The 24,802-nt window shown below is 40.2% G+C and carries 29 protein-coding genes; 27 read left to right on the forward strand and 2 right to left on the reverse strand.

The annotated features are described in order from the left end of the window. Positions 1-194: 194 nt before the first annotated feature. Positions 195-1,076 (reverse strand): YgfZ/GcvT domain-containing protein, encoded by an 882-nt coding sequence (locus KUG63_RS11515; protein WP_020162125.1) that lies wholly within the window; start codon positions 1,074-1,076, stop codon positions 195-197. Positions 1,077-1,212: 136 nt separating this feature from the next. Here KUG63_RS11515 and KUG63_RS11520 point away from each other — a divergent pair, with 136 nt between their 5' ends. From KUG63_RS11520 to KUG63_RS11550, 7 genes are read left to right on the forward strand one after another with little or no spacing between them, the layout of a single operon-like run. After that, complete coding sequence (locus KUG63_RS11520) at positions 1,213-1,374, forward strand: DUF1674 domain-containing protein (RefSeq protein ID WP_015005871.1); 162 nt, start codon at positions 1,213-1,215, stop codon at positions 1,372-1,374. A 30-nt stretch (positions 1,375-1,404) separates the two neighbouring features. Then, positions 1,405-1,800, forward strand: coding sequence for a succinate dehydrogenase, cytochrome b556 subunit (gene sdhC, locus KUG63_RS11525; RefSeq protein WP_020932672.1), 396 nt, complete (start codon positions 1,405-1,407; stop codon positions 1,798-1,800). A gap of 1 nt (position 1,801) precedes the next feature. Next, entirely contained in the window at positions 1,802-2,182 is a 381-nt protein-coding gene (gene sdhD / locus KUG63_RS11530; RefSeq protein ID WP_015005873.1) for a succinate dehydrogenase, hydrophobic membrane anchor protein, read from the forward strand. Between the two features lie 6 nt (positions 2,183-2,188). After that, on the forward strand, positions 2,189-3,982 hold the full coding sequence (sdhA, locus tag KUG63_RS11535; protein WP_287555413.1) for a succinate dehydrogenase flavoprotein subunit: 1,794 nt from the start codon (positions 2,189-2,191) through the stop codon (positions 3,980-3,982). Positions 3,983-4,002: 20 nt separating this feature from the next. Continuing rightward, positions 4,003-4,788: a succinate dehydrogenase iron-sulfur subunit gene (locus KUG63_RS11540; RefSeq protein WP_015005875.1), complete on the forward strand. Its 786-nt coding sequence runs from the start codon at positions 4,003-4,005 to the stop codon at positions 4,786-4,788. Further along, positions 4,788-5,024: a succinate dehydrogenase assembly factor 2 gene (locus tag KUG63_RS11545; protein WP_015005876.1), complete on the forward strand. Its 237-nt coding sequence runs from the start codon at positions 4,788-4,790 to the stop codon at positions 5,022-5,024. Before KUG63_RS11540 ends, KUG63_RS11545 begins: the two co-directional genes overlap by 1 nt. Beyond that, entirely contained in the window at positions 4,999-5,445 is a 447-nt protein-coding gene (locus KUG63_RS11550; protein WP_287555414.1) for a protein YgfX, read from the forward strand. Before KUG63_RS11545 ends, KUG63_RS11550 begins: the two co-directional genes overlap by 26 nt. Here the strand turns inward: KUG63_RS11550 and nadB are convergent. Then, positions 5,435-7,036, reverse strand: a complete 1,602-nt coding sequence (gene nadB, locus KUG63_RS11555) for an L-aspartate oxidase (RefSeq protein WP_016390735.1) — start codon at positions 7,034-7,036, stop codon at positions 5,435-5,437. The genes KUG63_RS11550 and nadB overlap by 11 nt on opposite strands. 172 nt (positions 7,037-7,208) lie before the next feature. On the opposite strand from nadB, the gene rpoE reads away from it, so the two are divergent. The 20 genes from rpoE to purF all read left to right on the forward strand — a co-directional run bounded on the left by rpoE (position 7,209) and on the right by purF (position 24,785). After that, positions 7,209-7,778: an RNA polymerase sigma factor RpoE gene (rpoE, locus tag KUG63_RS11560; RefSeq protein WP_015005879.1), complete on the forward strand. Its 570-nt coding sequence runs from the start codon at positions 7,209-7,211 to the stop codon at positions 7,776-7,778. A gap of 24 nt (positions 7,779-7,802) precedes the next feature. Continuing rightward, a complete protein-coding gene (locus KUG63_RS11565) occupies positions 7,803-8,273 on the forward strand; it encodes a sigma-E factor negative regulatory protein (protein WP_015005880.1) in 471 nt (156 codons plus the stop codon). Positions 8,274-8,389: 116 nt separating this feature from the next. Further along, positions 8,390-8,833 (forward strand): SoxR reducing system RseC family protein, encoded by a 444-nt coding sequence (locus tag KUG63_RS11570; protein WP_020162128.1) that lies wholly within the window; start codon positions 8,390-8,392, stop codon positions 8,831-8,833. Positions 8,834-8,874: 41 nt separating this feature from the next. After that, the gene (locus KUG63_RS11575; RefSeq protein ID WP_020932668.1) at positions 8,875-10,272 is read left to right on the forward strand and encodes a DegQ family serine endoprotease; all 1,398 of its coding nucleotides are present in this window, start codon (positions 8,875-8,877) and stop codon (positions 10,270-10,272) included. A gap of 134 nt (positions 10,273-10,406) precedes the next feature. After that, the gene (gene lepA, locus KUG63_RS11580; RefSeq protein WP_096910812.1) at positions 10,407-12,200 is read left to right on the forward strand and encodes a translation elongation factor 4; all 1,794 of its coding nucleotides are present in this window, start codon (positions 10,407-10,409) and stop codon (positions 12,198-12,200) included. Next, positions 12,200-12,973 (forward strand): signal peptidase I, encoded by a 774-nt coding sequence (lepB, locus tag KUG63_RS11585; RefSeq protein ID WP_287555417.1) that lies wholly within the window; start codon positions 12,200-12,202, stop codon positions 12,971-12,973. Before lepA ends, lepB begins: the two co-directional genes overlap by 1 nt. Before the next feature lie 26 nt (positions 12,974-12,999). After that, the gene (locus KUG63_RS11590; RefSeq protein WP_015005885.1) at positions 13,000-13,368 is read left to right on the forward strand and encodes a DUF4845 domain-containing protein; all 369 of its coding nucleotides are present in this window, start codon (positions 13,000-13,002) and stop codon (positions 13,366-13,368) included. Positions 13,369-13,383: 15 nt separating this feature from the next. Then, entirely contained in the window at positions 13,384-14,061 is a 678-nt protein-coding gene (gene rnc / locus KUG63_RS11595; protein WP_020932667.1) for a ribonuclease III, read from the forward strand. Continuing rightward, positions 14,058-14,960, forward strand: coding sequence for a GTPase Era (gene era, locus KUG63_RS11600; protein WP_015005887.1), 903 nt, complete (start codon positions 14,058-14,060; stop codon positions 14,958-14,960). Before rnc ends, era begins: the two co-directional genes overlap by 4 nt. A gap of 43 nt (positions 14,961-15,003) precedes the next feature. Further along, positions 15,004-15,699, forward strand: coding sequence for a DNA repair protein RecO (gene recO / locus KUG63_RS11605; protein ID WP_020932665.1), 696 nt, complete (start codon positions 15,004-15,006; stop codon positions 15,697-15,699). A 17-nt stretch (positions 15,700-15,716) separates the two neighbouring features. Next, the gene (gene pdxJ, locus KUG63_RS11610; RefSeq protein ID WP_020932664.1) at positions 15,717-16,457 is read left to right on the forward strand and encodes a pyridoxine 5'-phosphate synthase; all 741 of its coding nucleotides are present in this window, start codon (positions 15,717-15,719) and stop codon (positions 16,455-16,457) included. A 10-nt stretch (positions 16,458-16,467) separates the two neighbouring features. Continuing rightward, positions 16,468-17,277 (forward strand): tRNA pseudouridine(38-40) synthase TruA, encoded by an 810-nt coding sequence (gene truA / locus KUG63_RS11615; protein WP_015005890.1) that lies wholly within the window; start codon positions 16,468-16,470, stop codon positions 17,275-17,277. Between the two features lie 8 nt (positions 17,278-17,285). After that, the gene (locus KUG63_RS11620; protein WP_287555419.1) at positions 17,286-17,915 is read left to right on the forward strand and encodes a phosphoribosylanthranilate isomerase; all 630 of its coding nucleotides are present in this window, start codon (positions 17,286-17,288) and stop codon (positions 17,913-17,915) included. A 7-nt stretch (positions 17,916-17,922) separates the two neighbouring features. Beyond that, entirely contained in the window at positions 17,923-19,134 is a 1,212-nt protein-coding gene (gene trpB / locus KUG63_RS11625) for a tryptophan synthase subunit beta (RefSeq protein ID WP_015005892.1), read from the forward strand. Then, a complete protein-coding gene (gene trpA / locus KUG63_RS11630) occupies positions 19,131-19,943 on the forward strand; it encodes a tryptophan synthase subunit alpha (protein ID WP_015005893.1) in 813 nt (270 codons plus the stop codon). The genes trpB and trpA overlap by 4 nt, the downstream gene beginning before the upstream one ends. A gap of 20 nt (positions 19,944-19,963) precedes the next feature. Further along, positions 19,964-20,887 (forward strand): acetyl-CoA carboxylase, carboxyltransferase subunit beta, encoded by a 924-nt coding sequence (accD, locus tag KUG63_RS11635; RefSeq protein WP_020932659.1) that lies wholly within the window; start codon positions 19,964-19,966, stop codon positions 20,885-20,887. Between the two features lie 12 nt (positions 20,888-20,899). Further along, positions 20,900-22,174: a bifunctional tetrahydrofolate synthase/dihydrofolate synthase gene (gene folC / locus KUG63_RS11640; protein WP_287555421.1), complete on the forward strand. Its 1,275-nt coding sequence runs from the start codon at positions 20,900-20,902 to the stop codon at positions 22,172-22,174. Positions 22,175-22,214: 40 nt separating this feature from the next. Beyond that, the gene (locus KUG63_RS11645; protein ID WP_016390725.1) at positions 22,215-22,739 is read left to right on the forward strand and encodes an SPOR domain-containing protein; all 525 of its coding nucleotides are present in this window, start codon (positions 22,215-22,217) and stop codon (positions 22,737-22,739) included. 8 nt (positions 22,740-22,747) lie between these two features. Next, positions 22,748-23,254, forward strand: a complete 507-nt coding sequence (locus KUG63_RS11650) for a CvpA family protein (protein ID WP_015005897.1) — start codon at positions 22,748-22,750, stop codon at positions 23,252-23,254. Between the two features lie 22 nt (positions 23,255-23,276). Next, positions 23,277-24,785, forward strand: a complete 1,509-nt coding sequence (gene purF, locus KUG63_RS11655; protein WP_015005898.1) for an amidophosphoribosyltransferase — start codon at positions 23,277-23,279, stop codon at positions 24,783-24,785. The last annotated feature ends 17 nt before the right edge of the window (positions 24,786-24,802 follow it).

The following is a 24,802-nucleotide window of genomic DNA, read 5'->3' on the forward strand; positions in this document are numbered from 1 at the left end:
GGCAAAGTTATTAGCAACTCAGTCATCAACGACAGAAGACATGATTTATGATGTGAAAAAACTCGTTAATTTATAAATTAACGAGTTTTTTAGTCACGATGCTCTGGCTGATTTTGATCGTCTGGTATCAGGGTTGATAAAAAGCAGCTTGTAAATATAGCCTCTTATCGTTACGCACTACATTATTGCAAACTTTATTCCCCTAAGCCGTAAGTTGGTTTATGTAGGGTTAGCTCACTTTTATCATCTAACTGCAGTGCTTCATCATTAATAAACGATGTTTTAAGGACGACTAGTCCAGTGTTGGTTTCACCACCTATATTAAGTGAATTTAATATAGTCCCAACACTGTTAGGGTCGTCAGGACAATGGATGCTTTCACCTGCGGCGCGATCTTTTTCTGTGTGAAATTGAACCAACCGCCTTTTAACGGTGCCTTTATAATGCATTCTAGCGACAACTTCCTGCCCCGTATAACAGCCTTTTTGAAAATTAATTCCATTCAAAAGGTCCATATTTAACATTTGTGGGATAAATAACTCGCTTGTCTCTGTTGTTATTTCTGGAATGCATTCATTAATCAATAGTAGCTGCCAATCTGTCTCGTTGCTCTGTAATGCTATTGATGGGTCTGTCTTAGCAGTCGTGTATTGTTGGGTTGCAACGATTAATAAGGAAAGCTCGCTATCAGATTGATATTTAATGCTTTTTAAAGGCGCTAATAAGCTGCTCATTGCTGGAGGGAGAGGCTGGTTTATGCCAAATACTTTGTAGTCATTTGATGCGTCAGTAATCTCAACCTTTGATCGAAATACAAACATTTTCATACGTTTGATAATAATTGAGGCCATATCACTAGATAAAACCATGTAATAGGTTTCGTCGTGTTTTATTAGGTGAAATAATGTAATTACTCTGCCTTTTGGGTTACATACGGCTCCAAAAACAGCGTCAGAGTTTTTTAAAGTCAATACGTCACAAGTTGTTTGGCCTTGTAAAAAATGAGCTGCATCCTCTCCTGAAAAAGCAATAATTTTCTTACTACTTGAAAGGTCATATAGGGTAGTTGTATTCATATGCTTAGACTTACAATTCATGAGAGACATATTGTAACGTTAAAAAATTATGTTGCGGCACAAAAACCGTCAGTATATCCTTGAATATAAATGACTGATGTTTTAATCTAACGAGCTTCTGAATTGAGGTGTTTTAATGCGCAAAGAACTGGAACCAGCAGAGCAATTAAAAAAAAATAATGCTGAAAAAGACAATAAGCCTACACCGGAATTAACAAAAGAAATCAATGGTCGTTCTGGTCCAGAACCAACTCGCTACGGGGATTGGGAAAAGAACGGAAGATGCATTGATTTTTAATATATTTTTTACATCATCAAGAGGGTTTACATGAGTAGTAATAACAGACCACTATCACCGCACCTAGATGTTTACAGGTTGCCATTATCAGCATTGCTTTCAATCGTTCATCGCGGTACAGGGGCTTTTTTAACGCTTGGGACTCTTGTTCTAGTTTGGTGGTTAATGGCGTTAGCCGGCGGTGAAGAATCGTTTATCTCTGCACAACAGTTTATGGGGAGTTTTATAGGGCGATTGGTTTTGTTTGGTTGGACATTTGCTTTGTTTTTTCATTTATCAAACGGCATTAGGCACTTGGTTTGGGATGCTGGTTATTGTTTTGAAAAAGCTGACGTTGAAAAAACGTCTTATATTGTCTTAGGGTTATCTGCTTTCTTAACAATTGTTGTTTGGATTGTTGCCTTTTCATCTGGAGCGGGAGCATAACATGAGTTTAAGATCACCACTTGGCCAGGCTAAAGGCCTAGGTTCAGCAAAAGACGGTTTACACCACTGGTGGGCTCAACGTGTAACGGCCGTTGCCCTTATTCCATTAACAATTTGGTTTGCGTTTAAAGTGGCTGTACTCAGCATGGCTGATTACACAACCGTTGTAGACTGTATTGGCACGCCTTGGTCTGCTGCTTTGATTGTTAGTTTAGTTGTTGCTGCTTTCTATCATGCCGCATTGGGTATGCAAGTTATTTACGAGGACTATATTGGTGCTAAGGCTGTACGAATTGCCGCCATTATGGGGACTAACTTATTATTATTTTTATTGGCCGCTGCAAGCATTATTGCTGTGGTACGCATTGCTGTGGGAGGCTAGAGCTGTATGAGTATTGAAGATTATAAAATAACCGAACACAAGTACGATGTTGTGGTGGTCGGTGCTGGCGGTGCTGGTTTACGTGCAACCTTTGGGATGGCGCAAAAAGGCTTAAAAACAGCGTGTATTACTAAAGTTTTTCCTACGCGTAGTCATACTGTTGCTGCGCAAGGTGGTATTAGTGCAGCGTTAGGTAATATGGGTAAAGATGATTGGCGCTGGCATATGTATGACACCGTCAAAGGGTCTGATTGGTTGGGTGACCAAGATGCTATTGAGTATATGTGTCGTGAAGCGATTCCTGCTATTGTTGAGCTTGAACATTATGGTGTGCCATTTTCTCGTACAGAAGAAGGCAAAATCTATCAGCGTCCTTTCGGTGGGATGACCACTAATTATGGTGAAGGGACTGCACAACGTACTTGTGCAGCGGCTGACCGAACAGGTCATGCAATCCTTCATACGCTATATCAACAATCTTTAAAACATGATGCAGAGTTCTTCATTGAGTACTTTGCGCTTGATTTAATTATGGATGACGACGGGGTATGTCGTGGTGTATTAGCACTTAAAATGGACGACGGTACGCTTCATCTGTTCCGTTCACACATGGCTGTCATGGCAACCGGTGGGTACGGGCGTTCATACTTCTCTTGCACCTCTGCGCACACCTGCACTGGTGATGGTAATGCTATGGCGTTAAGAGCTGGCTTGCCTCTACAAGATATGGAATTTGTTCAATTCCATCCCACAGGTATATACGGCTCAGGTTGTTTGATTACTGAAGGTGTGCGTGGTGAAGGTGGCTATTTAACTAATTCTAAGGGTGAGCGCTTTATGGAGCGTTATGCGCCGAACGCTAAAGATTTGGCCTCTCGCGATGTAGTGAGTCGCTCCATGACGATTGAAATTAATGAAGGGCGTGGCGTTGGTCCAGATGGGGATCATATTAACCTTCATCTGGAACACTTAGGTCCTGAAGTTATTGAAGAACGTTTACCGGGTATTGCCGAAAGTGCAAAAATATTTGCAGGTGTAGATGTCAGCAAGGAACCTATTCCTGTTCTACCAACCGTGCATTACAACATGGGTGGTATTCCAACCAATTATAAAGGTGAAGTTGTTACTCTTGATGGTGATAACCCAGATAAAGTTGTAGAAGGGTTGATGGCTATTGGTGAGGCTGCTTGTGTGTCTGTTCATGGTGCGAATAGATTAGGGTCAAATTCACTATTAGATTTAGTAGTGTTTGGCCGTTCTGCAGCTATTAGAGCCGCTGAAGTGGTTAAACCTGGTACGGATCATCCAGACTTGGCAAAAACTGCCTGCGATAAAGCATTAACTCGCCTAGATAAGTTTAGAAATGCAAATGGTTCTAAAAGAACCTCAGAAGTTCGCCTAGATATGCAAAGAACCATGCAAAAGCATGCGGCTGTGTTTAGAACAGGTGAGTCTATGCAAGAAGGTGTTGAAAAACTTAGAGAAATTCAAGAATCATTTAAAGACGTGTCGATCTCTGATCGTTCACTAATTTGGAACACTGATTTAATAGAAACACTGGAACTTGATAACTTATTGTCTCAAGCAGCGGTAACGATTGAAGGTGCTTTAAATAGAGAAGAAAGCCGTGGTGGTCATGCACGTGAGGATTTCCCAGATCGTGATGATGATAAATGGCATAAGCATTCAATTATGTGGTTTGACGATCAAAATAAGGTCAGTATTAAGTTCCGCCCTGTACATATGTATACATTGTCGGATGATGTGGATGTTGTTCCGCCTAAAAAGCGTGTCTACTAAGATTTAACGAGGATAAATAAATGGCTGAATTTACACTTCCAAAAAACTCTGTAGTACAAGAGGGTAAAACTTACCCTGCACCTGAAGGTGCTACCAATATTCAAGCAGTTGAAATTTATCGTTGGGACCCAGATAGCGGTGAAAACCCACGCGTTGATAAATACTTTCTTGACCTAGATACTTGTGGCCCAATGGTATTGGATGCCATTATCAAAATTAAAGATGAGGTTGATTCAACATTAACTTTTCGCCGTTCTTGCCGTGAAGGAATTTGTGGCTCTTGTTCGATGAATATTAATGGTAGAAACACCTTGGCCTGTACCAAAGATATTGGTGATATTGATGGGCCTATTAAGATTTACCCCTTACCGCATATGCCCGTTGTAAAAGACATTGTGCCTGACCTAACGCACTTCTATGCTCAATACGCCTCTATCAAACCTTGGATTCAATCAACAACACCACCTCCACCTGATAAAGAGCGCCTACAGTCAAAAGAAGACCGCGCACAACTTGATGGTTTATATGAATGTATTCTTTGTGCATGCTGTTCAACATCATGCCCAAGTTACTGGTGGAATGGTGATCGCTACCTAGGTCCAGCTATCTTGCTGCAAGCTTATCGTTGGTTAGCTGATTCGCGTGATGAAAATGCAGGTGAGCGTTTGGACGAGCTTGAAGATCCTTTCAAATTGTATCGTTGCCATACCATTATGAATTGTACTGAAACCTGTCCGAAAGGTTTGAATCCAGCAAAAGCCATCGCTGAGATTAAAAAACTATTAGTTGAACGAAAGATTGCTTAATGTCTGATAAATCAAAGCTCCTTTGGCGCTGCCGACGTGGCGTGAAGGAGCTTGATGTTCTTTTTACTCGTTTTGTAGATACTTCTTATGATGCGCTCTCAGCAGCTGAAAAAGAGGCTTTTAATAAACTACTAGAAATTGAAGACCCTGAAATATTAGGTTTCATGCTCTATGGTGATATTCCAAAGGATCAAAACGTAGCCCGTATCGTTGAAAAAATTTGTACCGACCTTTGAAATAAATATACAACCATCGAATAGAATTAGGTGGTTTGCTTATAGCGTCTTTATATTCGCACTGATGGCTTGTTGGTTAAATGCCTTGGCTTTTCCAGCCCAAGTTATGTTGAGCGTATTTGTCATATTGATGATTGCCCATACCGTTCACATTGGTGCTTTAAATGTTGCTCAAGTCAAAAAAATACGCTGTAAGGAAAATGCTGATTGGCTGATACAGAGAAATCATGATAAACCTCATGTGTATCGTCTTAAAGAAACCACAAGACTCTTAGGTCCGCTTATTTTTCTACATTTCCAGTCAGACACCAAGACCTTATATTTGGCATTAAGCAGTGACTCTATGACTAACGAGGAGAATAGAAAACTACGTGTTGCGTTAAGGGTATATAAAAACCAGCTGCTAAACCCTAAGGTTTAAGGATTGTATCTTTCTTAAAGTGCTTATCATCTAGGTTAGGATAATCTCGTGTGTAATGTAAGCCACGGCTTTCCTTACGTAGAAGCGCACTATCGATAATAAGTTCTGCGGCGGTAACGAGATTCCTTAATTCGAGAAAGTCACTGGTTACATGAAATTTACCGTAATACTCTTGTATCTCTCGTTTTAATAGCTCAATACGATTTTTAGCTCGTTGTAACCGTTTGGTTGTTCGAACAATACCTACGTAATCCCACATGAACTGGCGCAATTCAGCCCAGTTATGTGAAACGACAATGGCTTCATCTGAATTAATGACTTTTGAATCGTCCCAGGCTGGAATGTTGGGCTGTTTTTTGGTGTTTTTTAAGAAACGAGTGATATCAACACTGGCCTGTTTGGCGAAAACTAAACATTCAAGAATAGAGTTGCTGGCCATTCTATTAGCACCATGTAACCCAGTGAAAGCAGTCTCTCCAATAGCATATAAACCGGTAATGTCGGTTAGTCCGTTTTTGTCAGTCATTACGCCGCCACAAGTGTAATGCGCCGCAGGAACAACGGGTAACGGTTCTTTGGTCATATCAAAACCGAAATCAAGGCACCTCTCGTGGAGCATGGGGAAGTGTGATTTTGTAAACTTAGCGGTACGATGGCTAATGTCTAAGAACAAAGAAGAAACCCCTAAACGCTTCATTTCATGATCAATCGCACGGGCAACAATATCACGAGGGGCGAGTTCTGCACGTTTGTCAAAATTTGGCATAAAACGTGTGCCGTCTGGCAATAATAAAAGTCCACCTTCTCCTCTAACCGCTTCGCTGATTAAAAAAGACTTGGCTTCTGGGTGAAATAAACAAGTCGGATGAAATTGCATAAATTCCATGTTAGCGACTCTACAACCAGCGCGCCATGCCATAGCAATGCCGTCGCCAGTTGAAACATCGGGGTTGCTGGTATACAAATAAACCTTGCTCGCTCCGCCTGTTGCGAGCGTAATGCAAGGTGCTTTCATGCTAAAAACGATATCTTTTTTAGCGTCCAGTACATAACAACCGATGACTCTTTTTTTACCGCTTAGGGTGTCTGTTTCTGTGACTAAATCAATAACATTATGGTGTTCAAAAATCTTAATATTCGGCTTATTAAGCACTTGTTCGTTTAGTGCAAGTTGCACCGCTTTACCCGTTGAATCATCTGCGTGAACAACACGCCTATAGGAATGACCACCTTCTTTAGTAAGGTGCAATTGACTGTTTGATTGCGTGCTCTTATGAGTGGAAAACGCGACATTATTCTTCATGAGCCAATCAATACTGCTTTTACCGTTTGATACCACTAGTTCAACAACATCGTCATGGCATAAGCCAGCACCAGCACGCATGGTATCTAGGCGGTGAGATTCTAATGAGTCAGCGCTGTCTAAAACGGCTGAGATGCCACCTTGGGCATAATAAGTACTGCCTTCAGACATATTTAGTTTTGAAAGAATAGCAACTTGAAGGTGGTCAGGTAATGAAAGGGCAAGTCCTAGACCAGCGGCACCGCTACCTATAATGATAACGTCATAAGAAAGTGAATGATCAGGCATATTAATTTATTTGATTAGACTTACTCTTAAGGGTCATAATGGAAAAACTTTGTTACTTTACACGGAATAATTAATAAATTGCTTTTTTCTTCTAAACAATTGAACTCCTTCTTAATACGACTGTCTTTAGGGCAAGCGTTAGAGTTATCTGTACAAGTTTATGTGAGCAGGTATGTCTGACCAAGATGATCAGCAATTAATCGCGCTTGTTAAAGAGGGTGATAAGAAGGCGTTTGATAGATTAGTTATTAAATATCAGCAGCGTATTATTCAATTGGTGAGCAGGTATATTAGTGATGCAAGTGAGGCTCAGGATGTGGCGCAAGAAGCATTTATTAAAACGTATAAAGCCTTGCCGAATTTTAGGGGAGATAGTGCTTTTTATACATGGTTATATCGTATTGCCGTTAACACAGCTAAAAATCACCTTGTTTCTAGAGCACGAAAATCTTCTGATCATACGGTGGATGTCAATGATGCAGAAAATTTTGAAGGCGCATTTCAACTTAAAGAAGGCGACACGCCTGAACACCTGTTACTTAGTGAAGAGATTAGAAGCACTATTCAACAGGCCATTAACGACCTGCCAGACGAATTGAGAAATGCGATCAGCTACCGAGAACTAGATGGAATGAGTTATGAAGAAATTGCACAAAAGATGAAGTGTCCGGTTGGTACAGTTAGGTCACGCATATTTAGGGCTCGTGAAGCCGTGGATAAAATACTAAAACCATTGCTCTAATTAGGTTATTGATTAGGAAAAAAAATGAATGACACGCATAAACAACAACTCTCATCGCTGCTTGATAATGAATTAAGTAATTATGAGATGAAAGAGTTATTAGCCGAAATACAAAGTGATCACGAGCTGAATCAAACCTTAGATCGTTATGCGCTTATTAGAGAAGTATTAAGTGAAGAACCAGATGTTCATCAACAATCATTTTTAAAGCAAGTTCAGGCGGCAATTGTTGCGGAGCCAACAGTTTTAGCCCCCCAACGTAATAAATCAGACAGTAAAACATATATAACGGCAGCCATAGCGGCCTCAGTGGCCATTTTCGCAGTCATTGTTTTTAATATAAATAATGTGCCCTCCGTGTCCCCACAACAACAATCTATTGCATCACTTGACCCTCAAAAGGAAGAACATTTAGCCCTAGAAGAGCCCGTTGATGATGAGTTAATAGTTAATGAAAATACATTACGTCCTCAGTTAGTTACCTTTGGACGGTAATTGATTAACTCTCCGGTTTATCAGGATAACGTGGTGAATAATTTGTTGTTTAATAACAGGTTTCAGTATTTTCTAGTAAAAGCACTTAAAACTAATATAACCAAGTGGAAATAGATGTGATTGAAGAAATAGCCGTCGTACAATCGGTAGACCATTCATGGGTTAGTGTTGAAACCACCCAAAGCTCTTCATGCCAAAGTTGCAAAGAAGCGTCTTCTTGCTCGACTTCAACGTTATCAAAATTTTTTGGGTCCAAAAAAATTCAACTTAAAATGCAATCAACGTTACCACTAAAAGAGGGTGATGAAGTTGTTATTGGTATTAGCGAAAAAGTGTTTTTGGGACTAACCGGTTTAATATATTTTGTACCCTTATGTGCGCTATTTCTCTTTGCAATAGTTGGCCAATACCTAACCGAACAATTCAATTTAAATAATGAATTATTGACTATCGTTCTAGCACTTATTGGTTTTGCTGGTTGTTATCAATTTATTAAAAAATTAATTGAGAGTTTTTTTGAAGTACAGAAAATTAACCCGGTAATCTTGAAAAAAATTTAATGCTCCCCATTTATTTTGAATCGTTATAAAAAGGAAAACTTATGTATACACGTTTGAGCCGAAGTATTATTTTTATAGTTATGTTATCGGGGTTGTTTACGAATGCTGTAGCTAATGGTTTGCCTGACTTCACGGACCTAGTAGAGAAAAATAATAAAGCCGTTGTAAATATCAGCACAACGCAAAAAGCGCAACAGCACAGTGTCTTGCCTGAAGGTTTCGAGTTTCCAGAAAACCAGCCTTATAGTGATTTGTTAAAACATTTTTTTGGTGGCCAAGGGCAAAGGCCACGCCAACGCGAGTCTCGTTCATTAGGGTCAGGGTTTATTATTTCAAATGATGGGTTTTTGTTAACCAATCACCATGTTGTTAAGAATGCAGATGAGATTTTCGTTAGGCTTCAGGACCGTAGAGAGCTTAAAGCCGAATTGATTGGTAGTGATGAGCGTACCGACGTTGCGTTACTAAAAGTAGATGCTAAAGACCTCCCTGTTGTGAAATTAGGTTCATCTAAATCACTTAAAGTAGGGGAGTGGGTATTTGCGATAGGCTCACCCTTTGGTTTTGATAGCTCAGTGACGGCGGGAATTGTTAGTGCTAAGGGTCGAAGTTTACCTAAAGAGAATTACGTGCCTTTTATTCAAACGGATGTTGCGATTAACCCCGGCAATTCTGGTGGCCCCTTATTTAATCTAGAGGGCGAAGTGGTTGGTATCAACTCACAAATTTATAGTCGCTCTGGTGGCTTTATGGGCTTATCATTTGCAATTCCGATTGATGTTGCGCTAAATGTAAGTAACCAATTGAAGGAATCTGGTCATGTTATTCGCGGCTGGCTAGGTGTTCGTATTCAGGATGTCACTCGTGAACTAGCAGAATCCTTTGAGATGGATAAACCTCAAGGTGCCTTAGTGGCTCAAATTGTTCCTGATAGCCCAGCAGAAAAAGCAGGTATTCAAGTCGGCGACGTTATCATAAGTTTTAACGGTGAAAGTATAAGTCGCTCATCCTCTTTACCTCCTTTAGTAGGTGCCGCTAATATCAAAAATAAGGCACGAGTAACCGTTATTCGCAATAAGAAAACTAAAGTGCTTACGGTCACGCTAGAAAATTTACCAGAAGATGAACAAGCATCAGCTACCGATGTAACTGAGTCAAAGGGTAATAGTATTCTTGGCATGTCTATAAAAAACTTAACAAAACAGATGCGTGATGAGCTAGGAATTAAGCAATACGGTGTTCTTGTTGCCTCTGTTGATAATGGGAATGCATCAAATGCGGGTATTCGTGCCGGTGATATTATTATGCAACTTGATGGCCAGTCAGTTAAAAATACCCAGCACATGAAAAAGTTGGCTTCTAAAATAAAAGAAGGAAAGTTTATTTCTGTGTTAATAAATCGACAAGGGAACCCAATTTTCCTCGCATTGAAAAAATAATAGGTACAATACACGCTATAAAATTAAACGCCTCTTTTGAGGCGTTTTTAACTATGTGAATCGGATGATTTATATACGATTTAGCCTACATTTACGGTCTATGACCCCGATTGACGAGTAAAAACGTGCCTGATATTAGCTTAACAAGAAATTTTTCTATCATTGCCCATATTGATCATGGGAAATCTACTCTTGCAGATCGCTTAATCCATATATGTGGTGGTTTGAGTGAACGTGAAATGGAGGAGCAAGTCCTTGATTCAATGGATATTGAACGTGAACGTGGTATTACCATTAAAGCGCAAAGTGTTACCTTGCATTACAAAGCAAACGATGGAATAACCTATCGATTGAATTTTATTGATACACCTGGCCATGTAGACTTTTCATATGAAGTTTCACGTTCTTTAGCAGCCTGTGAAGGAGCTTTATTGGTGGTTGATGCCGCGCAAGGAGTTGAGGCGCAAAGTGTAGCGAACTGTTATACCGCTATTGATTTAGGGCTAGAAGTTCTACCGGTACTAAACAAGATAGATTTACCCTCTGCAGAGCCTGAGCGTGTTGCAGAAGAAGTAGAAGAAATTATAGGTATTGAAGCAATTGATGCGCCTCAAATTAGTGCTAAAACTGGATTGGGTGTTGAATTGGTTTTAGAAGATATTGTAAAGAATGTGCCTGCGCCTAAGGGGGATCCTGATGCCCCTTTACAAGCGTTAATTATTGATTCTTGGTTTGATAATTACCTGGGGGTTGTCTCTTTGATTCGTGTTGTTAATGGCACGATAAAAAAGAAACAGAAAATCAAAATGATGTCTTCAAATAATATTCATCTAGTCGATCAAGTTGGTGTTTTTACGCCCAAAAGGGAGGTGCTTGATGCGCTGTACCCTGGAGATGTGGGGTTTATGGTTGCTGGCATTAAAGATATTTATGGGGCTCCAGTTGGTGACACGATCACCTTTTCGAGCCAGCCTGCGGAAAACTCATTGCCGGGTTTTAAAAAGGTTCAAGCACGTGTGTTTGCCGGCTTGTTCCCTTCAAGTTCTAATGATTATGAGAACCTTCGAGAAGCATTAAATAAATTAAAGCTTAATGATGCCTCTTTAAATTATGAACCAGAAACGTCTGATGCACTGGGTTTTGGGTTTCGCTGTGGTTTCTTAGGTATGCTGCATATGGAAATCATTCAAGAACGCCTTGAACGTGAATATGACTTGGACCTAATAACCACCGCACCAACGGTTGTTTATGAAGTGCTATTACATAACGGCGATATTATTGAGGTAGATAACCCAGCAAAGCTGCCTGATATTTCAACAATTGCTGAAATTCGTGAGCCGATAATTGAAGCCCATATACTGGTTCCTCAAGAGTATTTAGGGAATGTGATTACGTTATGTATTGATAAACGTGGCGTACAAACAAAAATGCAATACATGGGTAAACAAGTGTCATTAAGCTATGAGATGCCTATGAGTGAAGTGGTATTAGACTTTTTTGATCGTTTAAAATCTGTCAGTCGCGGATATGCATCGTTTGAATATGAGTTTAGACGTTTTCAAGCTGAGCCCTTAGTAAAATTGGATGTGCTTATTAATGGCGACAGGGTCGATGCCTTATCCCTAATTGTACATCGAGATATTAGCCAAGGGCGTGGCCGCGAGTTGGTTGAAAAAATGAAAGACCTTATTCCAAGGCAGATGTTTGAAATTGCCATTCAAGCCGCTATTGGTGCGAAAATTATTGCACGCTCCTCAGTCAAAGCACTTAGAAAAAATGTGACGGCTAAATGCTATGGTGGTGATGTTTCTCGTAAACGTAAACTATTAGAAAAGCAAAAAGCCGGGAAAAAACGTATGAAACAAGTTGGTAATGTTGATATTCCACAAGATGCCTTTCTTGCGGTGCTTAAACTAGGAAGTGACTAATGCATTTTGACTTTTCTGCCGCACTAACGCTCGCCACCTTTATAACTGGGTTTATTGCCGCTATTTATTGGCTTATAAAACGGTTGAAAAAAAACCAAACCGCCCGTAAAGAGCCACTGATTGTTGAGTATTCAAAATCATTTTTCCCAGTGCTTTTATTCGTTTTGGTTTTGCGCTCGTTTATTGTAGAGCCATTTAGAATCCCATCCAGCTCGATGATGCCAACATTACTAATAGGTGACTTTATTTTGGTTAACAAGTTTTCCTACGGCATACGGTTGCCTGTTGTTGATACAAAAATAATTGATATCGGAAAGCCAGAACGAGGTGACATTATGGTTTTTCGTTACCCCCAAAACCCCTCATTAGATTACATTAAACGCGTGATTGCCTTACCTGGTGATAAAGTCGGCTATTTCGATAAACATATTTTTATTAATGGTGAGAAAATAATACAAAAACCCTTAGGTCTGTACAAAGGTGTTGGCCAAGGGGAGAATATGACAGGTGCCTTGTTGCAGCATGAGCAACTACAAGCAAAAGAACACGAGATACTTATTATGCAACAACGTCCGTCAGTTGAAGGTGAAATAATAGTGCCTGATGGACATTACTTCATGATGGGAGATAACCGTGATAACAGTAATGATAGTCGATACTGGGGTACGGTCCCTGAAGAAAATATAGTCGGTAAAGCGTTTATGATTTGGATGAACTGGGATGCTGATAATAAAGGTGTCGATTGGTCAAGATTAGGTTCAATAATACAGTAGGGTTAATTATAAAAAGGAAACATGGTATGAATTCATCAAAGCAAAAAGGGTTTACTCTTGTCGGGTTAATTTTAGTTTTCGGCTTAATAGGCATTATTACATTAAGTGTTTTGAAGGTATTCCCTGTTTATATGGAACACCTTGCCGTTAAAAAGGCAATGGAAGCGATCGAGATGGACCAAGACTTAAGTAAAATGAGTGTTGGACAGATAAGGGGCTTGTTTCAGAAAAAACTCGATATGAATCAGGTTAACAGTATTAACGCCAAAAACGCCAAAATCAACCGTTCTCTTAGCGACATTACGATGAAAGTTGACTATGAGGTTCGTAAAGACTATATCGGCAATGTTGATTTAATCCTCTCATTTAGTGATGAGTTTGAAGTACCTATTTAAAGTAAATTAGATGATATGTTGAGCTTTGATGCTAGCAGGCTGCAAAAAAAAATAAATACAATATTTGATGATCATGCTTTACTCGAACAGGCATTAACGCATCGAAGTATTAGTAAAAATAATAATGAGCGTTTAGAGTTTTTAGGCGATGCTATTTTAGGGTTTATTATTGCCGATGCAATCTATGAGAAATTTCCTGCGGCTGATGAAGGCGTGATGAGTCGGCTTCGTGCGCATTTGGTTAATGGAGAATCGTTAGCAAATATTGCTAAAATGCTGCAGTTAAGCGATGAATTGGTACTGGGGCCGGGCGAGATGAAAAGTGGTGGTAAACACCGAGCTTCGATTCTTTCTGATGCTGTTGAAGCATTAATAGGTGCCATGTATAAAGATAAAGGGCTCAACGAAACGAGATCTTGGGTGTTGACGATATTCAAAACACAATTAGATTCATTAAGTTTAGATACCGCTTCAAAAGATCCAAAAACTCAATTACAAGAATATCTACAAGCGCGTGGTATAGCGGTGCCTCGCTATAGTGTAATCTCAACCACAGGACTGGATCATAATCAGCAATTTAAAGTTGAGTGCCAGGTTGACGGTGTGGAAGAAGTGGTATGCGCAACAGCTAGCTCTCGGAAAAAAGCCGAGCAAAAGGCTGCATCAAAAATTTTAGAGGGTTTATTATCATGACAAAAAAATCATTCAAAAGTGGTTTTGTTGCCCTTATAGGTGCACCAAATGCCGGTAAATCAACCCTTTTAAATAATATATTAGGGCAAAAGATCAGCATTACTTCTAGACGACCACAAACGACGCGTCATCGGATATTAGGCATTAAAACAACAGAAGCATCGCAAGTTGTGTATGTTGATACGCCAGGTATGCACTTAGGTGGTAAAAGGGCGTTAAATAAATACTTAAACAAAACCGCAGACACCAGCCTAATGGGGGTTGATGTGATTGTTTGGGTTAAAGATGATATGCAATGGGATGCTATTGATATCTCTATTCTTGAGAAGTTAAAAAATGAAGGAGCACCTGTCGTTTTAGCGATTAATAAAATTGATAAGGTTGCTGACAAAGAAAGCTTATTGCCATTTATTCAGAAAATTAGCCTCGAACACGATTTTCAGTCGATTATCCCTATTTCTGCTTTAACAGGTAAACAATTAGGTGAGTTTGAACAGCTGCTTCTAACGTTACTTCCTGAGGGTGAGTTGATGTTTCCGGAAGATCAGGTGACCGATAGCTCTGAACGATTTATGGCAACAGAAATTATTCGAGAAAAGCTTATACGTCGTCTAGGGCAAGAAATTCCTCATTCATTAAGTATTAGTATCGATCAATACAAAGTGGAAGAAAAAATAACCCGTATTCATGCTGTTATTTGGGTGGAAAGGGATGGGCAAAAGAATATAGTCATAGGCGATAAAGGCGTAGGGCTTAAAGAGGTTGGTACGCAGGCTCGTCTGGATATTGAGAAAATGCTCGAATCAAAGGTTTATTTGAATTTATGGGTAAAGGTTAAGAAAAACTGGTCGGACAATGAACGAGAATTGATCAGTTTAGGGTATCGGGGTATCGAATAACTGACTATATAAGGAACAGCGTTAATTCGTTTACACAAATGCGATGAATAGAGTTGAGCATCAGACGGGCTTTATTTTAAAAAGTCAGGGGTTTAAGGAAAACAGTTCAATTCATCAAGTGTTTACGCGCGATTATGGTGTTTTGTCGATTCTTTCCAAAGGCTCAAAAAAAAATAATTCTAAATACGGTTCTTTGTTGCAAGCCTTTCGAGCATTATCGCTGTCTTGGATTGGTAAGAGTGATCTTAAAACGCTTATCTCTACCGAGGACCCTGAAAATATACCTCAATTGAAAGGAGCTGCTTTGTATTGTGGCTTTTATGTTAATGAATTAATTCTATGTTTACTTCATAAACACGATGCGCACCCTTATTTATTTGATGCATATAGGGACGTTATTGTTTTGTTGTCAAAGGGCCTATCGCTGGAAGTACACCTGAGAGAGTTTGAAAAAAAGTTATTTGACGCAATCGGCTATGGGCTCATGCTGGAATATGACAGTGAATATCAACGACCGATAGACCCTAGTAAATATTACATCTATCATCCAGGGCAGGGGCCTCGGTTGACTAATAATGAAAATCATCCTGATGCCGTTCTTGGTAGTACTCTAATTAACCTTAACAATAATAACCTACAAGGCAAAACAGAGCTAAAGCAAGCAAAACGTCTTATGCGACGGTTAATCGATAACCAGTTGGATGGTAAAATACTTAAAAGTCGCGATTTGTTCGCTTAATTTTCTACTTTATAACTATGCATAAAAATTCTCTCTTTTTAGGTGTTAATATTGACCACGTTGCCACATTAAGAAATGCACGAGGCACAGACTACCCGTCCCCACTTGATGCCGCCTTTATCGCTGAGCGAGCTGGCGCCGATGGCATCACTATTCATTTACGAGAGGATCGCCGCCATATTAGAGATCAAGATGTATACGACATCGCGTCCAATATACACACGCGATTAAATTTAGAGCTGGCTATTACCGATGAGATGATTGATATTGCTTGTAGAACAAAGCCAGCGTCTTGTTGTTTGGTGCCTGAAAAACGTGAAGAATTAACCACGGAGGGTGGCTTAGATGTTTCTGGGAACTTTGAGCGATTAAGACAAGCTTGTTTATCACTATCATCAGCTGGCATTTTGATCTCCCCTTTTATCGACCCAGATAAAGAACAAATAGACGCTGTAAAAGAAGCGGGTGCCTCGATGCTTGAATTGCATACCGGTTGCTACGCAGATGCAAAATCATTATCCGAGCAAGAAGCAGAATATAACAGAATTGTAACGGCTGCTAATTATGCCGATAGTTTGGGTTTGCAAGTTAATGCGGGCCATGGTTTGCATTATCATAATGTAGAACCCATTGCTAAAATTCCAGAAATTGTAGAGCTTAATATTGGTCACTCAATTATTTCAAGGGCGCTAATAACGGGACTTGAGTTAGCCGTACGTGATATGAAAACATTGATGCATAACGCACGTTTTAACTAGGCTGTATTAAATGATGAAATTTGCTGTTGGGGTTGAGTATGATGGAAGTTGCTACCATGGTTGGCAACGGCAAAAAAACACTCCTCAGACGGTTCAAGAGAAACTAGAGTCTGCCTTGTCTGTGCTAGCATCGAGTCCTGTATCTGTTGTTTGTGCAGGGCGGACCGATGCTGGCGTGCATGCTTTAGAGCAAGTTGTACACTTTGAAACCAGTAAGCAACGAGAATTACATCAATGGGTATTTGGTACAAATGCTAATTTACCCGACGATATTCGTGTTGTGTGGATTAAACCGGTTACGGAAGATTTTCATGCTCGTTTTTCAGCGGCTGCGCGTTACTACCGGTACGAGATTTTAAATCGTTGGGTAAAATCTGCCTTAAGTCGACATCATGTCACCACTATTTTTAACCCCTTAGATGAAAACTTAATGCAGAAAGGGGCTAATTATTTATTGGGTACTCATGATTTTACTTCATTTCGTGCACAAGCTTGCCAAGCAAAATCTCCGGTTAAACATATTCATTCGATTGTTATTAAACGTATCGATGATAAAATCATCATCGATATCATCGCCAATGCTTTTTTACATCATATGGTGCGAAATATAGTTGGCACCTTATTACCTGTTGGGACAGGGGAGCGACCTCCCGAATTCGTACATCACGCACTGAAGGCTAAAGATCGTCGACAGGCAGGCGTAACTGCTTTGCCTAATGGTTTGTATTTTAAAGGCGTGTACTACCCTGAAGCGTTCGGTTTAGATAATCTTGAGGCGTTTTCGCCTTTTAGTGATGCCATTGAAAAAAAACAGAGCTAAGTAAAAAAATGCCATTTAGAACACGTGTGAAAATTTGTGGAATTACTCGGCCTGATGATGCCTATGCAGCGATAGAAAATGGTGCAGATGCGTTAGGTTTTGTCTTTTATGATAAAAGTCCAAGAAGTATAGAAATACAAAAAGCTGAAATTCTATTTTCTAATATATCGCCATTTATCAATAAGGTAGCGCTTTTTGTTAATCCAGATTATGATTATGTTAATCACGTCTTAAGCAAACTTCCGGTTGACCTTCTTCAATTTCATGGTGATGAAGATGAAGTATTCTGCACATCTTTTAACAAGCCCTATTTAAAAGCGATTAGAATGCGTAACAGCATAAATTTAGATGAGGTAGCTGATACTTATCACTCAGCATCTGGGTTATTGCTTGACGCTTTTGACAGCAGCCAATACGGTGGTACTGGACAAACATTCGATTGGGATCTAATACCAAAAAAATGTAAATTACCTATCGTATTAGCCGGTGGGCTTAATCCGAGTAATGTCTCTAAAGCCATACAGAATACTAACGTATTTGCCGTAGATGTTAGTAGTGGGGTTGAAAAAAGCAAAGGGGTCAAAGACCACCAATTAATAAAACAATTTATGCAAGAGGTTAAACGTGCCAACGAGTGACAAAAAAATGCAAGCAGCTGTAACACATTATGACTTACCTGATGAACGTGGTCACTTTGGCCCTTACGGGGGGCTGTTTGTTGGTGAAACACTAATGGAATCGATTGAAGAGTTGAATGAGGCATATGCTAAATTTATGCAAGACCCCGATTTTCTTGCAGAATTGGATGCTGATTTGCATGACTATGTCGGCCGTCCATCTCCTATCTATCATGCAAAACGCTTAAGTGAAGAAAATGGTGGTGCGCAAATTTATCTTAAACGAGAAGATTTAAACCACACCGGCGCGCATAAAATAAACAATACAATTGGCCAAGCGTTATTAGCTAAACGCATGGGTAAAACACGAATAATTGCAGAAACTGGTGCTGGTCAACATGGTGTTGCGACGGCAACTGTAGCTGCACGGCTAGGCCTTGAGTGTGTTGTTTACATGGGCGCTGAAGACATTCAGCGTCAATCACCTAATGTATATCGTATGAAATTGCTAGGTGCCAAAGTGGTGCCAGTTACTTCTGGATCACAAACGCTTAAAGATGCTCTAAACGAAGCGCTTAGGGACTGGGTAACCAATATAGATGATACGTATTATATTATCGGCACAGTAGCCGGGCCGCACCCTTATCCTGCAATGGTCAGAGACTTTCAAACGGTTATTGGGCGTGAATCTCGTGAGCAAATGATTGCTAAAACGGGCCACTTACCCAATGCGCTAGTGGCCTGTGTTGGTGGTGGTTCTAATGCCATCGGGCTTTTTCACCCATTTATAAAAGATCAATCAGTCTCTATTTATGGCGTAGAAGCGGCTGGTTTAGGTGTTGAAACAGGGCAGCACTCAGCGCCTTTATGTGCAGGTAAACCAGGTGTGCTGCATGGGAACAGAACGTATTTGATGGCCGATGACAACGGTGAAATTATTGAAACGCATTCTATTTCTGCTGGTCTTGATTACCCTGGAGTAGGGCCAGAGCATTCCTGGTTAAAGGATATAGGGCGTGCCGAATATGTCAGTATTAAAGATGATGAGGCGTTAGCGGCTTTTCATCAATTAACCCGAGTAGAAGGTATTATTCCTGCGCTGGAATCTAGCCATGCAGTTGCTTATGCGACCAAACTAGCGAAAAAAATGAACAAAGATGAAACCATTTTAGTGTGCCTATCGGGTCGAGGAGACAAAGATATATTTACTATTGCGAAACTTGAAGGTATTGAACTATGAGTCGTTTAGACAAGTGCTTTAAAGGACTCGAAGGAGCCAAGCAAAAAGCTTTAATTCCCTTTATTACTGCGGGTGATCCAGATGCTGATTTTACTCTATCTTGCATGCATAACATGGTTAAAGCTGGAGCCAGCATTATTGAACTAGGCGTTCCTTTTTCTGACCCGATGGCCGATGGCCCTGTTATTCAACAAGCCAGTGAAAGGGCGTTGGCAAAAGGAATGTCTTTAAAAGGGGTTATAGAGATTGTTCGGGCATTTCGTGAAACTGATCAAGTAACACCGGTTATTTTAATGGGCTATTTAAATCCGATTGAATTTATGGGTTATGAAACCTTTGCCAGTACTGCTGCGAAAGCTGGTGTTGACGGCGTGTTAACTGTTGATATTCCTCCTGAAGAAAGCTCCGATTTAATAGCAGCGTTTAAACAGCATGGTTTAGCGCCTATATTCCTCTTATCACCAACCAGTAATGAGAGTCGTATCAAAAAGGTGTCAGCTGTTGCGCAAGGTTATATTTATTATGTGTCTTTGAAAGGCGTAACCGGTGCGGGGCACCTTCAACTAGACGACATTAAAACAAAAATACAAAATATCAAACAATACACATCATTGCCTATAGCCATTGGTTTTGGTGTTAAAAATGCCGATATCGCCGCGAATATTGCTAAAATAGGTGATGCTGTCGTGGTGGGGAGTGCGTTGATTAACTGCATTACCGATCACTCTGAGAATCAATCGAAAGGGCAACAAGCCATTTCTGGTTTATTAAGTGAAATGCGAACGGCGATGGACGCTGTCACAAAATAATTATAAAGGTTAGGTGATTTATGAGCTGGTTTGAAAAATTAATACCGTCTGGCATCCAATTAAGTGGTAAGAAAAAAGGCTCTGTGCCTGAAGGTTTATGGTGTAAATGTGATAGTTGCCATAGCGTTTTATATAAAACGGACTTGGAAAGCAATTTACATGTATGCCCAAAATGTGATCACCATCAGCGTCTAAGTGGTCGAGCACGCCTAGAGTCTTTCTTAGACGAAGCTGGCCGTGTAGAAATTGGTGGGAACGTCAGATCGCTTGACCCATTAAAGTTTAAAGACAGTAAAAAATATAAAGACCGCCATGCCTCTGCCGTCAAAGCTACAGGGGAAACTGATGCACTTATCGTGATGAAAGGCAGCGTTCTTGATATGGAGCTTGTTGCAGCAGCCTTTGATTTTTCATTTATGGGTGGGTCTATGGGTTCAGTAGTCGGTGAGCGCTTTGTGCGGGCTGTGAATCAATCCATCGAATCCAATATTCCATTGGTATGCTTTTCAGCAAGTGGTGGAGCGAGAATGCAAGAGTCCTTGTTTTCTTTATTCCAAATGGCTAAAACCAGTGCCGCCTTAGCACAATTGGCTGACAAAAAAATCCCCTTCATATCCGTTTTAACAGACCCAACTATGGGTGGTGTGTCGGCTAGTTTAGCAATGCTAGGAGATGTACATATTGCAGAACCCAATGCATTAGTAGGCTTTGCAGGACAGCGAGTGATAGAGCAAACGGTTAGCGAAAAACTACCAGAGGGCTTTCAACGCAGTGAGTTTTTATTAGAGCACGGCGCAATAGATATGATTGTTGACCGCAGAGATCTACGTCAAACGATCACAGATATTCTTTCCTTATTACATGCGGGCCATGACAACTTGAAAGCACTCAATGTGCCCGTGGCTGAAGTAGTGCCTGATGACGAACTGGACGACGATCAATAATCAATAGTTAGCGTGCAATCTGGTTTATCAGCGTTATCTTCTATTGACGAGTGGCTGGCTTGGCAGGAACAGTGTCATGTTAAAAATATTGATCTGGGTCTGGAGCGTGTAGCAAGCGTATACAAAGCATTAAAGCCAACACATTCACAGTCTATTTATACCATCACGGTGGCGGGCACCAATGGTAAAGGCTCTTGTGTTGCTATGCTAGAAGCAATTTTTATTGCCGCTGGCTACCGTGTAGGCGTTTATAGTACACCGCACCTTAAACACTATAATGAACGGGTTAGAATTAATGGCACGCCCGTGCTTGATTCCTCACTAGCCTCATCTTTTTATAAAATAGACCTCGCACGAAAAGAAACCAGCTTAAGTTATTTTGAATTTGGCACGCTGGCAGCCATAGACGTATTTGATCATTATAAAGTGGATATTCAAATTCTCGAGGTTGGTTTGGGCGGGCGACTTGATGCAGTTAATATCGTCGATGCTGATGCCGCACTTATTACGAGTATCTCTATTGATCATATTGATTGGTTAGGTGATGACCGTAATCAAATTGCGTTAGAAAAAGCAGGTGTTTTCAGAGCCAACCAGATCGCTGTTTGTGGCGATTCGACGGTGCCTAACAGCTTAATTGATTATGCAAAAAAACTAGGCACGCAATTATCGTTAGCAGGTAAAGACTTTGATGTTAATAAAAACGCTAATGACTGGTCTCTAGTGGCGAATCATGTGTTTGCAGGGCATTACCCAATGCCAGTTTTACAAGGTTATCACCAAATAAAAAATGCTGCTGCCGTGGTTAGCCTATTAGCAAACATACAGCACATTAAACCAGTAAGTAAAAATAATATTGACATTGGCCTTCGACACACCTCATTAAAAGGTAGGTTGCAACAGGTTAGTTCAGCGCCTGATATTTTTTTAGACGTTGCACATAATGCTGAATCAGCTCAGGTGTTATCGGACTTTCTTAAAAGTAAAAAGACTAATGGGCAAATCCATGCCGTCTTTTCTGTACTGGCGGACAAACAGTTAAATGAAGTGCTTAAACCTTTTATTGGGCTAATTGATAATTGGCATATTGCTCCATTACAGGCTCCCAGAGCGTTATCAGTGACTGATTTATATAAATGCTTGGTCGATGATAATTCACAACAATGCTTTAAATATTCATCAATACAGCAGGCATTGAAAAATGCGCAGCTTGCTGCAAAGCAAGATGATTTAGTTATATGTTTTGGTTCTTTTTATGTGGTAGAAGCGTGTTTAGAAGCGTTATAATGCGCTCAAATACTCCCTAATAATAGTCTCTTAAATTTATATGGAACAACCTTTAAAACAGCGTTTAATTGGTGCCACTATTGTTATTTCTTTGGCTGTTATTTTTTTACCAATGTTCATCGGTCAAAAGCCAGCGGATACAGATATTATTACAATAGATATTCCTACTGAACCGAGCGAGCCAACGCCGAACATTCAGACATTGCCCGAACAAAAAGAAGAAATAGTGGCTAAGGTTTCAATCTCTAAAGAATCCGGTGTCAAAATTTCTGAACAAGCCCCGCCAACTATCCCCAGCCCACCAGAGGTTAAAACGGTTGAAGGTATTTCTGCATGGGTTGTTCAAGTTGGTAGCTTTTCAGACTCAAAAAATGCAAACAGCCTAGCAAGTAAACTTAAAAGTGCTGGTTTTACAGCATTCGTTGAACCGTCATCTGTTAAAACTGGTGATATTTTCCGCGTAAGAGTTGGGCCGGAATTAGACAAAGAGAAGGCAGAAGCTATTAGTGTAAAGCTTCAAAAAGAACAGAAGCTTTCAAATACCATCGTTATCCAATATCCATAGGTTTGTCGGTGAATGTTTTAAATAATATGATTTGGGTAGATTATGTCATCCTTGGCATTATCTTCATTTCGGCACTCATTGGTTTATTTAGAGGTCTAGTAAAAGAAGCCTTTTCGTTAGGCACATGGGTGGTTGCGATTATAGTTGGTATTAGGTTTAGCCAACCATTCTCATTTTACCTAACCGATTATATTGAGGTCCCCTCCGTCAGAATCGCTGCGGCGTTTATTATTTTATTGTTATTAACACTGATATTAGGCGCTATGTTGTCCTATTTAATCAGTCAAATAGTTGATAAAACAGGGTTAACGGGTACCGATCGATTTGCTGGTCTGCTTTTTGGTATAGCACGTGGCGTGGTCGTTATGGCCGTGTTAGTTTTATTGGCGGGTTTAACACCTTTACCTCAAGATCCTTGGTGGGTAGAGTCAATGCTTATTGGGCCTTTTCAGGAATTATCTCTTTGGTTAAGAGAACAAATTCCCGATGGTGTTAGTGAGTACTTTTCATATTAAGTTTTTAAAAGGTTGAATCAAAATGTGTGGAATTGCGGGTATCGTTGCTCATCACAACGTTAATCAAGAGTTATATGAAGCGTTAACTGTTTTGCAGCACCGCGGTCAAGATGCCGCTGGTATTGTCACTTGTGAAGGCAGTCAGCTGCATCTTCGTAAAGCAAACGGCTTAGTTCGAGATGTTTTTAGAACCAGTCATATGCTAGAACTGAAAGGAAATATGGGTATTGCTCATGTTCGTTACCCAACAGCAGGCTGCTCAAGTTCTGCAGAGGCTCAGCCATTTTATGTCAATTCACCTTTTGGCATTACCTTGGCGCACAATGGTAATTTAACAAATGCCGCAGCGCTGAAAAAAGAACTGTTTATCGAAGATCAGCGCCATATCAATACTAATTCGGACTCGGAAATTTTATTAAATGTATTAGCCCATGAGCTGCAATCTTTAGGCAAATTAAAACTTAATGAAAATGACGTTTTTAAAGCAGTAGAAGCCCTACATAAACGTTGTGAAGGAGCCTATGCAGTCGTAGCAATGATTACAGGTTTTGGCGTTGTTGGGTTTCGTGACCCTAATGGCATTAGACCCATTTGTTATGGTGTGCGTGAAACTGATGAGGGTAGCGATTATATGATTGCTTCGGAATCAGTTGCCATGGATGCTCAAGATTTTAAATTAATTAGAGATATTGCACCGGGTGAAGCTGTTTTTATTAAAAAAGGCGGGGTAATACACACCAAACAGTGTGCAGAAAACCCTCGTTTAACACCTTGTATATTTGAGTACGTATATTTAGCTCGTCCAGATTCAATTATGGACAATGTTTCGGTGTATAAATCACGTCTAAGAATGGGTGAGAAATTAGCCGAAAAAATCATGAGAACTCGTCCTGATCATGATATCGACGTGGTAATCCCTATCCCAGATACTAGTCGAACCTCTGCTTTACAGCTTGCTAATATGCTAGATGTCAAATATAGAGAAGGGTTTATTAAGAATCGCTATATTGGCCGCACGTTTATTATGCCGGGGCAACTAGAACGTAAAAAATCGGTTAGACGCAAACTTAATGCCATTGATCTAGAGTTTAGAGGTAAAAACGTTTTATTGGTCGATGATTCCATCGTTAGGGGGACAACTTCAGGTCAAATTATTAAATTAGCGCGTGAAGCCGGGGCTAAAAAAGTTTATTTTGCATCGGCTGCCCCAGCCGTTCGCTACCCAAATGTCTATGGTATTGATATGCCGGCTGTTGAAGAATTAGTTGCGCACGATAGAACAACGGACGAAGTACAACAAGCCATAGGCGCTGATTGGTTGATCTATCAAGAGCTCGATGATTTATTTGAGTCGGTTAGAAAACGTAACCCAGAAATTGTTGATTTTGATGCGGCTTGCTTTAATCAAAATTATGTTACCGGAACGGTTAGCGATGAATACCTTAGAGAGCAAGGGTTAAGTCGATCAGATGATCAAAAAGCGATCAACGATTTGGATCCTACAGTGATTGAACTGCATAACTCTCACTAATTATAAAAGGCGCATAT

The sequence above is a fragment of the Cycloclasticus sp. genome (assembly GCF_019090545.1).
Taxonomy (GTDB): Bacteria; Pseudomonadota; Gammaproteobacteria; order Methylococcales; family Cycloclasticaceae; genus Cycloclasticus; species Cycloclasticus pugetii.